Here is a 13,259-nt window from a genome sequence, read left to right as displayed (position 1 = left end):
TTTTGCCTCCAGCTTCCTTCAGATTCCGCGTCACCACGGACACCCTTTCGTTGAGCTAACCTCTACTTCTGTCTTCGGGGTTCGGGACTTACACCCTATAGTTCATGTACATGCCGGGCGCACAAAAAGAAGAATTTGAAATGACTCAAATTCTTCTTTTTCCATCTTGAAGCCAGGTCACGTCCCAGCCCCTTTTAAATTTTCACAGCCTCTGATTAATTTAAAACAACTGTTTCGCTGAACAAAATGCCAAAATATCGATATCGGATATGTACATTGTGAATATCTTCATCATGGCTTACTTTAAGGCTGTATTTGGTTGATGATTCCCCTGGATTTGTACCTTTTGGAATGGAAACCTCATCAATCTCTTTTAATTCGGCATCTTCCCCCGCTTCCGGATCTTCATCTACGGCCGCTGCAAAATCTTTCAAAGATTTGCCCACTTGAATTTTCGCATCTTTCGGAACTGCATGATTATTTATTTGTACACTGTCCACTTTTAAATCTCTAAAGCCTTTGTTCCCTAATTCGATAACAACCGAATCATGATTTTCGCCGATTTCAATGTCACCGGTAGTCAAAGGGGGCGCCGACTTCAAATAGATGAAGAATCCTCCCGCCAAAACCACAAATATTAGCGCAACAAGCAGTAATTTTTTCAATGCGATCATCCTTTTGTAGTAATTATCGTACTGATCATGCCTATTTTAGTTTATACCACCTTCAAACAAAATTGTAGAATGGAAAAGTTAAAACTCTGTGAAAACTCATTAGGTTGGTTCAGATGCGCCGATCTTTTCAACTCATTGGATGAATATGGCCGTTTCTCCAATCTTAAATTCTTTGCGTTTCTCCTTTCCATCTTCCGTCCATGTCACAATAAACATGCCTTCATTCAACAAATCAATCAGTTCATCTTCAGAAATTTCCCCCATATAAAGGACGATTTCCTGTTTTGCCGTATATTCCTTTCGCTTTGTATCATCATATTCAAAACCTTCGCCCGACCAATATACATCCGTAGTCAACAGTTGGCTGAACGGCTCGGTCAATTCCGTTTGAATATTTTCTACCCCGTCCGAATATTTAAATTTAAATGTAAAAAGCAGGTTCCGGAAATTTTTTTGTTCCGGATGGTCCACATATTCCAATGCCCCCAATGTTTGGTAAGTTTCGTCATCGATCGGCCTGATTTCCGTGCGGACCTCCATATCCGAATGGAGCATGTAATAAAGATACCCTGCAAAAAAAAGAATGAGAAAAAGCAACAACGAAACGATTAATGCAATCATTTTCTTTTTCAATTTTCAACACCCTCTCCTGCAATTGAACTTTCCATCATGATATTGTTATATATGTTTCTCGTTTAAAGATTAATTTCCTTTTATTTGTAAAATTTTTTTATATCAACGATTCATTTCATTCTCAGTATCCCAATAAAACAAATATTTACTCTTCATCTGTACGTAAACCTTTCCGCCGCAATTTGACACAATCCGATGGACTCTATATGATCGATTTAGATGATCAGAAAGGTGACGGTACAAATGAAACCACCATTGACGAAAGAAGAACGCGAATCCCTATACCCTTATGCAACCCAAGAACAGCTTGATTTCCTAATGAAACATGTCAAACAAGGTTTTCGCACAAAGTTTTTTAATCTGATGGCAGAGAAAAAAGTGACGCTCGTCCGTTCACAAGATATTTCACTGGAGGAAATTGAAAAAGACGCCAGCCATTGGATTCTCGATCATTACATTGATCACGGCAAAGGCAACTACCTTGGAAGATGCGCCTGCAATAGAAAATTGAGACGCATTTTTACAGTGAAACATGAAATCACCGGAAAAACCATCGATTATGGCGAAGAACATTTCATGCAATTTTTAAGCATCGACAAAGACATTTTAAGAGATCTTATTAAAGATTTTTCTCTCATCAATTTGGAAATGGATGAATTGCTGATCAAAATAAAAGAAAACCGCTATGGTTATGAATTACTGGAAACCACCTTCCACGGGATGGATTTGCCTGAAGATATCCAGGCGCACATCCATGCAAATGTTCCTTTGTTGGATCGGCAAATCGAGCGTTTATATCGGAAACTGAGAAAAATGGAAAAAGAGATGCGGAAAGCGCAAGAAGAGGCGTTAATGAAGGCTTTCATCGAAGAAAAAAATCATATGCTTGAACAATTGGAACAAGAAAGAAAAAAATTGGAAGAAATAGTGGAGCGGGTGCGCCGTTCACTTCCGCCCAATGCAACGAAAGAAATGATCGCTTATCAGCTGGTGCTAAATGGAATCCACAGCACCGTTGAAATCTGCCATATATTAATCGATTACTTCGGCCAAGATGGCACCCTATCCGCAGGCATACATAAAAGACCAAGAATTTTGCCATCTATTCTTCAGTATTTTCTCGAACAAACGGAAAAAGGCCATTTAATTTTAGTTGAAAAATTGGGTGTGACCGATTGCATATTCAAACCGAATGATGATCTATTCAACATCGAATTGGAAATGGAAGAAAATGATGAGGCCAATCAAGAGGAAGAACAGCTGTCTTTGTTTTTTTGACGTGTCATCTCAAGGGGGCGTCTGAAAAAACATTTGGGTCGACCCGCCCCCTTGTGGCTGTTGCGCGTGGTTAGCCACAGATAAATCTATTACAATCGCTGAAAATACATTGGACATGGGTGGAGCCTTTGATGCGGCCACCGCGGGAGCAAAAATCTTAAAAAAATATCAGAAGTGAGGGCTGCCATGAAAATTATTACTTTCCGGACAGTCCCCTTTCTCTCTACTGAAAAAGTTATTTTTTACAATTAAGGTAGAGGTCAATAGGTAAAGAATACTTCCTTCAGCAAACAATGATTACATTCATCGTTTAAGAAATACCGGAAAGAAAAGTGGCAACCGGATTGTTGCCCTTCAAAAATATTAGATGGCGAATACGAGTTATTATTTAATCAAGTTTTTTAGAAAACATTGTCAACGTTGGTATAGTAATTAATGAAATCATCCGGGACAATTGTTGCTGAAAAAAATATTCTTTACGCTATACCTAAATTATCTATCAATTTTTTGATAATGAAAATACTGAAAACATAATTAACGATTTTTCTGACAAAACCTTCTCATACTAAGGACTTAGTAAGAAATTTTCGCAATATTTTATCCACAAGTATCTTATAGTAAAATAATCACTGATTCATTCAATCAAAGCCCATTTATTATTACTTTCAGCCCTTCCAATTTTCCTATCCCCACCAATGGCGTCAATTGCATCACCCGCGCATCCGGTTCCAACCGGCAATTGACTATTCGATCGTTTTTATCTCAACCAGTTTTTTTCCACAGCCTGTCTATCATAAAAGTACAGTCTGCAAAAAATGGGGAAATCCCCATTCAGGAACATGTTCCCTTTCCTGATGGGGAGCATCATTCAATTGGATCTTTCATCAAATTTTATGATTTGTCATTGGTTTTACGGTTTCGGATATTGGCGACATGGTGGTCAAATTCTCTCGCCAATTCTTCCGCCCTTTTTCTACGATTTTCCTTTTGGCTTCCTTTGTTAAAGTTCATTTTATGTTTTCTTTTCATCATTTTCACCTCCGTTGTCTTAGTTTGTACAACTTCAGTGAAAATGCTAATGCCACTATCTAGGCACATCTTCATTAATTGACAAAAAAAGAATGGGGAATCGCCGCTTCAACCTTCATAAAATGCATGCTTTGATTACTTTCGATTGTTATCCATACGGGCCATTAAATCCTTTTCTTTTTATATTTTTCAGCATACATCATTCTGTCGGCTTCTTTGAAAGTTTTTTTCATGTAACCAATTGAATGGGGTGAAAACGCCCATCCCATCGACAATTCAATCGGCAAATTCACATGGGTCCGGTTATATTCATCAATGGTTTTACGGATTTTTGTAAATATGGTTTTCACATTGCTCTCGGTTGTATTTTCGATTAAAATGACAAACTCGTCCCCGCCGTATCTGGCAACGGTTTCGGATTGAAGCGAATTTTTCAATAAATTCCCCATTTGTATCAACAATTTATCACCATATGTATGACCAAGCGAATCATTAATATGTTTCAAATTATCCAAATCGCAAATAATAATACCGATGGGCCTGTCATCCCTCGTATTTAATTTTTCCTCCTGTTTTTCATAATAATTCCGGTTAAAGAGACTGGTTAAACTATCGTAAAAACTGAGTTCCTTCAGCTTCTTTTCAAGCGCTATCCGATCGGAAACATCCCGGCTAAATCCGGCAATCTTTTCCAACTTCCCCTTATGATTATAAAAAGGGATGACCCGGTCTTCACACCAAATATATTGGCCGTTTTTTTTCATATATCTTGCTTGAAACGGTTCACTGAAATTGGTGGTGCCGGTTATTTTTTTTAATTGGACATGCAGGTCTTCAGGGTGCACGATTTTAAATGGAAGGTCAGGATCGTGGTAAAAATCTTCCAAAGAATATCCTGTTTCCCGCTCCATGGCACTGTTGACATATAAAAATTTTCTTTCCGGAAGGATTTGATACATATAAACGACATCATCCGTATTTTCCAATATCATTCGAAACCGTTTTTCTGATTCTTCAATCTGTTTATATTTCGTAATGTCAATGAGTGACATTTTAGCCCCTCCAATTGCATCAGGAACAACGAATACATCAAAGGTGCGGACATTTCCCTTTTTCCCACGCAGTTGGATTTCAATTATTCCTCTGAATTGAAGAAGGTTTTCATGAAAATCGACTGTATATTGATAAAAGTTGGAACCAATCATTTCATCTTGTTCATACCCTAATAAGTCGGAACAATTTTCACTAATGTTTGTGATGGTGTGAAGTTGATCAATCTCCATGAAAAGTTCTCTGCTTATATCCTGCTTCATGATATCCACATACATTCGTCCTTTATTTAATTTTTAAATTATCAATAATGATATATATTTTTTTATTATAGTACAAACAATCTACCATTTATATGATATAAATCACATAACTGCAAATATTTACAATAAACAAAAATAACCCTTTTCCTAAAGGGTTATTATTTTAAAATAATAAAATCTTTTGCGATTAAGTAAAAAATTTTATGGGGTCATACTTACTTCTTTGGTCCTCGGCTTTTCCATTTTTTCTTTGCTGCCTGTTTTTTGGACGATGAATAAAATACAAACACAGCTTGCAGCGACTAAAGTGCCGTCCAACAACAGCGGCGCGCTCCAGCCATTCGTAGAATCTCTCAACACCCCTGACACAACCGGGGAAAGTAATGCGCCAAATTCCGCAATTAAATTCCACAAACCAAAAGCGGATCCGCGATGTTCAACCGGCGCCAAATCGGAGACAAAAGCATGTTGAATCGATTGTACGGCAAAAAACAAAATGCCTGAAATGAACAAGATGAGGGACATAACGACCAAATTGGAAGCACCGCTCATTAAATAAAAAGCGAACAGGAAAACGGATAATGCAAAAAATACAGTTAAAACCAGTAAGACATTGCGGCGCCCATTTTCCGAATGGGACACTCTATCCGAAATCAATCCGCCTAATGGGAAACCGATTAAGCCGGCAATGGCATTAAATGATGCGACGAGGGCAGCAGTAAGGAGCGTCCCTCCTCCAAATTCCTGTACGATGGAAACGGACCAGAAACTGTAAAACCATAAATGCCACATGATGGGAATCGCTGATAGATAAAGTAAAAACAAATTCCGATTTTTTAGTACAGGACGCACTTCTTTCTTGGACTGATAAATATAGACGACAAATAAAATGGAGAATACCGTAAAAATGGCCGCCATCATTCCTTCGGATAATCCCAGATTATTCGTCACAATAAAAACCGTTAAAATAATGGCCAAAAAGAGCAGGGAATAACTTCCCAATCCTTTGACCGACTTTATCAATCCACCCGGTTTCGATTTTTCGTCGATATTGTTTGGAATCCCTTTCAGCATAATCAATCCAAACAATATCGTAAGGGCCCCTAAAATTAAGAATGGTGATTTCCAAGCATCCGTTCCCAAAAACGGTGCAGCCCATTCAATTAAATAAATCGTTCCAACCAATCCAAGGGTCAAACCTACAGATAGGCCGCCCATGACAATGCCCATGCCAAGCCCCACCTTTTTCGGAGGAGTCACTTGGGCAATCAGTGAACGGTCATTCGAATAAAACGCCCCTTCACCTAATCCTGTCAAAATGCGCAATGCAACAAATACGAACAATCCTTCTAAAAGGCCCGTAAAAAAGGTTGTAATTCCAGCCCACAGTATACTCAGGATGACCATATTCCGGTGGCCGTATCGATCCCCAAAATAACCGCCTGGAAATTGGGTCAACATATACCCTGCAAAAAATAAACTGCCGAGCAATCCGCCGAGAGCATACGGATTTGAAGATTCCGCTATCAAAGCGACATCATTGGCAATCATCCAAGAAACGACCGGACCAGTAATCGTGCGATCAAAATATGCGAAGACCCAACCTAAAAACAGCATTCCCCATACTCGCTTATACGGTTTTGTATACATTATTTTCCCCCTTTGTTTGAAAAGAAAATGGGAAGGAAGGTCCCGATTCCCTTCCTTCCAACCATCGAATTAATATTTTGTCGCTAACTCCGGATGCCCTGTTCGTGGCCCGAATGGACCTTCATCCAGCCATCTTCCGAGACTTGGAATATGTGGTGCCAAAAATGCGGCAATCTCTCTCCGTAATTTGATGTCTTCGTTTGTTCCTTGGATATGTTCCAGGGCGAGGTTGGAACAATGCCGGTTCCAACGGCCTGCTTTTAACCGCTCATCGGCTGCCGCTTGAATATGTTTTTTGCGCTCCTCTTCATTGGACTCCACTTCAAGCGCTTTTTGGATGCCTTTCGCCGCGACAATCGCATCCGGCACCCCGGAATTCAAGCCGCGCGCCCCAAATGGTGCAAAGAGATGTGCCGCCTCACCCGCCAAAATCACCCGGTTATGCTGATCGGTATATGTTTCCGCCACTACTTGATAGAAGGTATATGTTGAAATCCACGTAATACGGTCTGCATATTTTGGATCCATCACTTTTGGAAGCCATTCGCGGACTCCGGCTTCTGAACCATAATATTCCCGGTCATCTTCTTCAAATAATTGAAGGTCGATTCGCCAACCTCCTCTGAATGGAACATACAGCACATTTCTTCCATCAACATTTGGATGTTGATAGTGGAATACCCGTTCAATCGGCAACGGATTTTTTTCATCTTCCGCCACATCAACCACGACGAATGCATCGGACTTTCTCGGCCCTTCAAATTTGATGCCGACCGAATTTCTCACAACCGACCGGGCTCCATCACAAGCGATGACGTATTTAGTTTTCCATTCTCCCTTTTCCGTTTCGACGGTTACGCCCTCTTCGGAAGTTTTCACATTCGTCACTTTTTCATCCCAAACAAACTCCACTCCCGCTTCAATACATGCCTGATACATCGCTTTTTCAATTTCGTGTTGATGCAAACTTGTAAAAGCGGGAATTGTATTTGGTTTAGGTGGCTCGTACACCCGTTTATACACTTCTTCCCCTTTGTAAAAAGTCCTTTTCACTTGCCATACGATTCCTATGTCCGCAAGCTTTTTGCCCAACCCCGGTGAAATTTGTTCCAGAAATTCAAGGGTTGCCTTATGAATATAAATCGCGCGGCTTCCCGGACGCACCCTTCCTTCCTTTTCCGCTTCCAAAATCGTCGCCTTCAACCCTAAGTTGTGCAATGCAAGAGCTGCAGTCATCCCTACCGGACCTGCACCGATCACCAATACATCTCTTTCATTTGTCATATTTTTTACCCTCCTATTTGATATTGCTGTAATTTATGTTTAAGCTCTTCCGGTATCGGTTGAGCTTTTGGCTTTTCCCCTTTCAGAGAAACCCAGGCACGCACCTCATAACCTTGTGCGATGACGGTTTCCCCATCTTTAAATTGATGGGCCAATTTGAATACCTTTTCCCGAAGTTCCTCCACTTTCGTTGTCACGGTAATGATCCGATGAAAATAGCCTGGTGCAAAAAAATTGCAATGAGCTTCAAGCAGTGGAATTGAGTAACGCTTTTCCAATAATTCTTGAGTTGGAAAACCGATTTGTTCAAAAAATGCATGGGTCGCATTGTCCATATACCGATAATAATTCGGATAGTAAACAATGCCGGCCGCATCCGTATCACCAAACTGGATTTTAAATTGATATTCCATTGACATTTCCCCTGACTTTCGATTCCCTTTGGTCAATCACCCGTTTTGCCTTCATTTCAAAGCGGGTTAAATGATTATTTTCCACCCGCTCCACTTCAATTCTCAGTCCAATTCTGACGCGCAACAGTCTTGCGAGCGGCTCAACGGCATTTTCCGGACCTTCAATCAGCACTTTCACTTGGTCCATTTCCCGTTCTGTATAGTAAACGATCCGGAATTCTTTAATTTCAGGGAATTCCCGAATTATTGCCTCAATCGAAGTCGGATAAATATTCATTCCCCGAATGACGACCATATCATCGGCCCGGCCCACAATACCGCCAGGCAAAAACAGATGCGGGTTGCCGCAAACACAAGGTTCCTTTTGATAGATCACGACATCTCCCGTTCTGTATCGAATCATCGGATAACCGTATCGCCCTAAATTTGTCAGGACAAGTTCCCCTTTTTCTCCAGGCTTTACATGTTCCAATGTGTCAGGATTGATGATTTCAACAATGAATTCTTTTTCATTTACATGAATGCCATTTCGTTTTTGACAGGAATACCCATATGCGCCCATCTCGGTCATTCCCACATGGTCATATAATTTGGCGCCAAATAAATTTTCGATTTGTTGACGGACGGACGGAATGGATCCCCCCGGCTCCCCTGCGGAAATGATTTTTTGGATGCTGGAGTTTTTCATATCGATCCCTACCTTCTCCGCCACTTCCGCAAGGTGCAACGCATAACTTGGTGTACATAATAAAACGGTTGCATGATTTTGGATCATGCTATTTAAGCGCTCCTCCGAAGACATTGAACCACCGGGAATGGCGAGCGCACCTAATTTCTGGATGCCATCATAAGCCGCCCAAAAGCCGATGAACGGTCCAAAGGAAAAGGCCAAATAGCATCGGTCAAACTGGGTCACTCCCGCACTTTTTAACACTTCCACCCAACAGTTCGTCCACCATTCCTAACTTTTTCGGGTATCCAATATTTTCAAAGGCCTTCCGGTAGTTCCGGAAGTCTGATGGTAACGGATATAATTTTCCGTTGGATAGGTGTGGTTCCGTCCAAATGGCGGATAATCGATTTGATCTTGCGCGAGTTCCTTTTTCGTTGTAAATGGTAAGCGCTTTAAATCTTCAAAATTTTTTATGGGTAAATGAATGCCATCCAATTTCTCTTTATAAAAACCATTAAACCGGCCAACAAATAACAACAATTCATTGAGCCGTTGAAATTGATAATCTCTCAAACCCACTTTCGTTTCATAGACTTGATGGATTGCCATCGCGATCCCCCTTTAGCAAAAAACTATTGTAATAGTGATAATAGTTTGAAAATATTGAATATAGAAGAATCATATTCCGCTATGCGGAACATGCAAAAAAATAATTGCTAAAATTTCTCTTATTTGAAAAATTTTAATGTTTCATGCATATTTTTTATTAAACCGGAATAAAGGGGAAATGAATGATGAGAACTTCCAACAGTTCTTTGAAGAATGCTTTGCGGATTTTAAAAACGTTTTCCGTTGATCACACCGAACTGACGCTTGACGAATTCGCTGCCAATAACGGCATTTCAAAAAGCACCGCCTGCCGTTTGCTTCAAACATTGGAGAGCGAAGGATTTATCGTGCAAAATACCCGTTCCAATACATACCATTTGGGACTTTCCGTTTTATATTTGGCCAATATCATGTTAGAGGGGTTTTACCCATTGAAAGAAATGACGAGGTATTTGAAAAAATGTACGGAGGAAACCGGGGAATCTTCCCATATTGCCGTATTGCAAAGAAAAGAAGTGATCTATTTAAAAAAAGAAGATAATCAATACCGGATCCATTTGCAATCTCATATCGGAAAGCGGAATCCTGCCCATTGCACGGCATCGGGGCTTGCTTTGCTTGCTTATGTGGATGAACAAACCATCCGTGAATGGTATGCGGACGGATTCGAACGCCCCACAAAGTATTCCATCTCTTCCATCGAACAATTGTTGAAACGCTTGGAAGATGGACGGGCAAAAGGATACTTTATCAGCGAACGGGAAATGGTGGAAGACGTCCTTGCTGTTGGTGCGCCTATTTTTAACAAGGATGGGGAAGTTTTGGCTTCCATCAGCATAGCGGGATTGCATGCACGCATGAAGCCGCAACTTTCGAAAATCACCCAGCTGGTGAAAGAAACAAGCAAAGAAATATCATGCATGATCCAACATTCGAAGGAGCCGTTGATTCATGAAACATACATTGGATGAAAAATATTTTGTTCAATCGGTCAAAAAAGCGTTACAGATTTTAAAATTGTTTAAAAACCGGAGGCAAGAGCTTTCGGTCACTGAAATTTCCCAATTGATGGAGCTTCCGAAATCCTCTGTTCATCGCCTGTTAAAAGAAATGGTGGAAGAAGGATTTTTGATCCAAGACCGGAAAACGGGAAAGTATAAATTAGGATTTTCCATTTTAGCTCTTGGAGGAATTGTGAAGTATCACATTGATTTTTTCGATGATGCGCGGCCGCTGCTGCAGCAATTTGTAAAAAAATTCAACTTGCCCATTCACATTTGCATGATGGAGCAACAAAAAGTCACCTATTTGATGAGAGAAACGGGAAACATTCCGATGAAGCTTATAACCAGAACCGGCCGGCAAAATGATATCCACTGTACAGCGGAAGGAATGGCCATTTTGGCATACAAAAACCGGCAAATCATTGACTATATTTTATCGAAACCATTGAAACAACATACCCCTTACACGTTGACCGATCCGGATGAACTGCGGGATGAACTCATCAAAGTCCGTTCCCAGGGTTTTGCGATGATGAAGGATACGTACGCAGTTGGTTATTCCGGTTATGCCGCCCCAATCCGGGATTATACCGGTGAAATCTTTTTATCACTTGCGGTGATTTCAAAAAATGATTGTATAACCCCGACGATTGAAGAGAAATTGATCGTTGCCATTAAAGATACAGCAAAAGAGATTTCAAAAATATATGGTTACTATGATTAGTAGGTAGATGAAATCATGCGCAGGACGGAAAAAGAAAAGCAGCACCTTCAATATCCGGGAAGGTGCTGCTCTCATCTCGCTAATCTGCATCCACTTCTATAATTTCACCCGTCTTCGCATCAACTTTTATATCGATTTCAGAAAGGCCCTTTTTAAATTCGATGGAATAGCGTGTTCTGCCATCATCCACCTCAAGAGACCAACCGACAGGGGTAAAACCATTGACTTCCTCTTTTGCAGAAGCTTTTTCAATGGCTTCTCCCGGCTCAATAATATTTGAAAGATCCAGAGCTTCATCTCTGTCATGATTTGCTTCAACTTCTTCCACTTTCATTTCTTTTGTGGACGCATCAATTACTACATCGTATTCTTTTGCAGAATCAAAACCGTCGATCTCATAACGCAAATTTCCAAAATCGGCATCCAATTCAATGGATTCGATTTTCGCATCCGGATATTTCGCCAAGAATGTGTCAATTGCCTCTTTCATCGAAACAGCCGGATTCGTCACATCTACGTCTCCGTTTGCATTCGTGTCCGCCGTTGTGCTGGTTTGGACATTGGTTGTTGTGTCTGTTTCATTCATCGCATTATCATTTTCATTTGATGTGTCTGTGCCGCAAGCAGACAGCAACATGAGGGTAAGCCCTGCCATCATTAATTTTTTTATCATGGATATGACCTCCTTTAGTGTTTCCATTTAATATAATTGGCACTTTTTTTAAAAAGAATACCTGCGGCTATTGATTCATCATTAATTTCTTTGCCATCTGCACATGTTTTTCCTGCCCTTCCAACAGGATGTGGACATGGCAATTTGCCAAACGGGGAAAAAGTCGGCCCATTTTTTTATGGATAGAAGGATTTTTAAGTTTGATAGTGAATTTTATAAATAATTCCATAGTTTGATAGGAGGCGGTAATGTTGAGCAAAAAAGTGTTGATTCTTGCTGGTGATGCTGTAGAAGCGCTTGAGGTGTATTATCCTTATTATCGTTGTCTTGAAGCGGGCTTTGATGTAACCATTGCGGCACCTTCCGCAAAAAAACTGCAAACGGTTGTCCATGATTTTGTCGATGGCGTCGATACGTACATTGAACGTCCCGCATATGGTTTGGAAGCGCATGAGGCATTTGAAAACATCAAACCGGAAGAATATGATGGCCTTATTATTCCAGGCGGCCGCGCACCGGAGTACATCCGATTGAACGAATCTGTGCCATCCATTGTCAAACATTTCTTTGAAGCCGGAAAACCGATTGCCGCTGTTTGCCATGCCGCACAAATTTTCGCGACCATTCCGGAAGTGATTAAAGGCCGCGAATTGACAGCTTATATCGCATGTAAACCGGAAGTGAAAGCGGCGGGCGGTACGTATGTCGATAAAAACCTCCATGTAGATCAAAATCTCGTAAGCGGTCACGCTTGGCCTGATTTGCCAGGGTTGATGAGAGAATTTATTAAGTTATTGGAAGGCTAAAAATGCCCCCATCCAATTTTGAATTGGATGGGTTTTATATTTCGATTCCCCATATACTATGAAAAAATTATCTCTCCCTCTCGAATCTTACAAGAATCACCCCGAATTTTTATATATTCATATCAGATTGAAAAAGGACAGGGCTCTATTATGAAATAATATTAACTCTTGAATATAATTATGCTAAAGGGAGGGGATGAAATGAAAAAATTTACTGATTGCATGAAGGAGAATTCATTCTGGTTTTATGCAGGCATAGCTGCTACCGCGCTCATCCTGTTTATATTTTAAGAGATTGCAAAGGATGCATTCTTCCTTTTTTAATGAGGCTGGGACATAACTAATAAAGTGAACGAGCTGCAAAAAGATTTTTTGTAAAAAATTGATTGGAGTGACGGGGCGAGTGCTCCTGTCGCGCACGCTTAGTCGCAAAGCAAAAGCTTTCCTGCGACGAGCCCTCTCGAGACCCCGCAGGAGCGAAGGATTGAGCTCCGAG

At 40.6% G+C, this 13,259-nt stretch carries 15 protein-coding genes; 4 read left to right on the top strand and 11 right to left on the bottom strand.

What is annotated here, in order from left to right:
• Positions 1-215: 215 nt before the first annotated feature.
• Together ACFPOH_RS06415 and ACFPOH_RS06410 are read right to left on the bottom strand one after the other, a co-directional pair.
• Entirely contained in the window at positions 216-665 is a 450-nt protein-coding gene (locus ACFPOH_RS06415; protein ID WP_342469028.1) for a hypothetical protein, read from the bottom strand.
• A 141-nt stretch (positions 666-806) separates the two neighbouring features.
• Positions 807-1,307 carry a hypothetical protein gene (locus tag ACFPOH_RS06410; RefSeq protein WP_342581611.1) on the bottom strand — a complete coding sequence of 167 codons (501 nt, stop codon included), beginning with the start codon at positions 1,305-1,307 and terminating at the stop codon, positions 807-809.
• Positions 1,308-1,550: 243 nt separating this feature from the next.
• Between ACFPOH_RS06410 and ACFPOH_RS06405 the strand changes: the two genes are divergently transcribed.
• The gene (locus ACFPOH_RS06405) at positions 1,551-2,585 is read left to right on the top strand and encodes a hypothetical protein (protein ID WP_342469026.1); all 1,035 of its coding nucleotides are present in this window, start codon (positions 1,551-1,553) and stop codon (positions 2,583-2,585) included.
• Between the two features lie 891 nt (positions 2,586-3,476).
• On the opposite strand, the gene ACFPOH_RS06400 is transcribed toward ACFPOH_RS06405, so the two are convergent.
• The 7 genes from ACFPOH_RS06400 to ACFPOH_RS06370 form a co-directional block, all read right to left on the bottom strand.
• Positions 3,477-3,614, bottom strand: coding sequence for a hypothetical protein (locus ACFPOH_RS06400; protein ID WP_390309084.1), 138 nt, complete (start codon positions 3,612-3,614; stop codon positions 3,477-3,479).
• Between the two features lie 164 nt (positions 3,615-3,778).
• Positions 3,779-4,927, bottom strand: a complete 1,149-nt coding sequence (locus ACFPOH_RS06395; protein ID WP_342581819.1) for a sensor domain-containing diguanylate cyclase — start codon at positions 4,925-4,927, stop codon at positions 3,779-3,781.
• A 201-nt stretch (positions 4,928-5,128) separates the two neighbouring features.
• A complete protein-coding gene (locus ACFPOH_RS06390; protein ID WP_390309083.1) occupies positions 5,129-6,577 on the bottom strand; it encodes an MFS transporter in 1,449 nt (482 codons plus the stop codon).
• 69 nt (positions 6,578-6,646) lie between these two features.
• Positions 6,647-7,861: an FAD-dependent monooxygenase gene (locus ACFPOH_RS06385; RefSeq protein WP_342469023.1), complete on the bottom strand. Its 1,215-nt coding sequence runs from the start codon at positions 7,859-7,861 to the stop codon at positions 6,647-6,649.
• Between the two features lie 5 nt (positions 7,862-7,866).
• Positions 7,867-8,274: an acyl-CoA thioesterase gene (locus tag ACFPOH_RS06380; RefSeq protein WP_342469022.1), complete on the bottom strand. Its 408-nt coding sequence runs from the start codon at positions 8,272-8,274 to the stop codon at positions 7,867-7,869.
• The gene (locus tag ACFPOH_RS06375) at positions 8,258-9,214 is read right to left on the bottom strand and encodes a phenylacetate--CoA ligase family protein (protein ID WP_390309081.1); all 957 of its coding nucleotides are present in this window, start codon (positions 9,212-9,214) and stop codon (positions 8,258-8,260) included. The genes ACFPOH_RS06380 and ACFPOH_RS06375 overlap by 17 nt, the downstream gene beginning before the upstream one ends.
• A gap of 21 nt (positions 9,215-9,235) precedes the next feature.
• Entirely contained in the window at positions 9,236-9,556 is a 321-nt protein-coding gene (locus tag ACFPOH_RS06370; RefSeq protein ID WP_390309079.1) for a phenylacetate--CoA ligase family protein, read from the bottom strand.
• Positions 9,557-9,738: 182 nt separating this feature from the next.
• Between ACFPOH_RS06370 and ACFPOH_RS06365 the strand changes: the two genes are divergently transcribed.
• Positions 9,739-10,527 (top strand): IclR family transcriptional regulator, encoded by a 789-nt coding sequence (locus ACFPOH_RS06365; protein WP_342469020.1) that lies wholly within the window; start codon positions 9,739-9,741, stop codon positions 10,525-10,527.
• Positions 10,508-11,284: an IclR family transcriptional regulator gene (locus ACFPOH_RS06360; protein WP_342581613.1), complete on the top strand. Its 777-nt coding sequence runs from the start codon at positions 10,508-10,510 to the stop codon at positions 11,282-11,284. Before ACFPOH_RS06365 ends, ACFPOH_RS06360 begins: the two co-directional genes overlap by 20 nt.
• 79 nt (positions 11,285-11,363) lie before the next feature.
• Here the strand turns inward: ACFPOH_RS06360 and ACFPOH_RS06355 are convergent, their stop codons facing one another.
• On the bottom strand, positions 11,364-11,957 hold the full coding sequence (locus ACFPOH_RS06355) for a PepSY domain-containing protein (protein WP_342581614.1): 594 nt from the start codon (positions 11,955-11,957) through the stop codon (positions 11,364-11,366).
• Between the two features lie 251 nt (positions 11,958-12,208).
• On the opposite strand from ACFPOH_RS06355, the gene ACFPOH_RS06350 reads away from it, so the two are divergent.
• Entirely contained in the window at positions 12,209-12,763 is a 555-nt protein-coding gene (locus ACFPOH_RS06350) for a DJ-1/PfpI family protein (protein WP_342471275.1), read from the top strand.
• Between the two features lie 234 nt (positions 12,764-12,997).
• On the opposite strand, the gene ACFPOH_RS06345 is transcribed toward ACFPOH_RS06350, so the two are convergent.
• Positions 12,998-13,259, bottom strand: a 262-nt coding sequence (locus tag ACFPOH_RS06345) for a hypothetical protein (protein WP_390309078.1), incomplete at its 5' end; no start/stop codon positions are given.

Source organism: Ureibacillus suwonensis, assembly GCF_042655065.1.
Taxonomy (GTDB): Bacteria; Bacillota; Bacilli; order Bacillales_A; family Planococcaceae; genus Ureibacillus; species Ureibacillus suwonensis.
This window is presented reverse-complemented; position numbering and strand designations above follow the sequence as displayed.

Coding starts and splice junctions, on each gene's coding strand:
- ACFPOH_RS06405 (WP_342469026.1), top strand. CDS start 1,551: ATGAAACCACCATTGACGAAAGAAGAACGCGAATCCCTATACCCTTAT.
- ACFPOH_RS06365 (WP_342469020.1), top strand. CDS start 9,739: ATGATGAGAACTTCCAACAGTTCTTTGAAGAATGCTTTGCGGATTTTA.
- ACFPOH_RS06360 (WP_342581613.1), top strand. CDS start 10,508: ATGAAACATACATTGGATGAAAAATATTTTGTTCAATCGGTCAAAAAA.
- ACFPOH_RS06370 (WP_390309079.1), bottom strand. CDS start 9,556: ATGGCAATCCATCAAGTCTATGAAACGAAAGTGGGTTTGAGAGATTAT.
- ACFPOH_RS06380 (WP_342469022.1), bottom strand. CDS start 8,274: ATGGAATATCAATTTAAAATCCAGTTTGGTGATACGGATGCGGCCGGC.
- ACFPOH_RS06355 (WP_342581614.1), bottom strand. CDS start 11,957: ATGATAAAAAAATTAATGATGGCAGGGCTTACCCTCATGTTGCTGTCT.
- ACFPOH_RS06390 (WP_390309083.1), bottom strand. CDS start 6,577: ATGTATACAAAACCGTATAAGCGAGTATGGGGAATGCTGTTTTTAGGT.
- ACFPOH_RS06395 (WP_342581819.1), bottom strand. CDS start 4,927: ATGAAGCAGGATATAAGCAGAGAACTTTTCATGGAGATTGATCAACTT.
- ACFPOH_RS06400 (WP_390309084.1), bottom strand. CDS start 3,614: ATGAAAAGAAAACATAAAATGAACTTTAACAAAGGAAGCCAAAAGGAA.
- ACFPOH_RS06385 (WP_342469023.1), bottom strand. CDS start 7,861: ATGACAAATGAAAGAGATGTATTGGTGATCGGTGCAGGTCCGGTAGGG.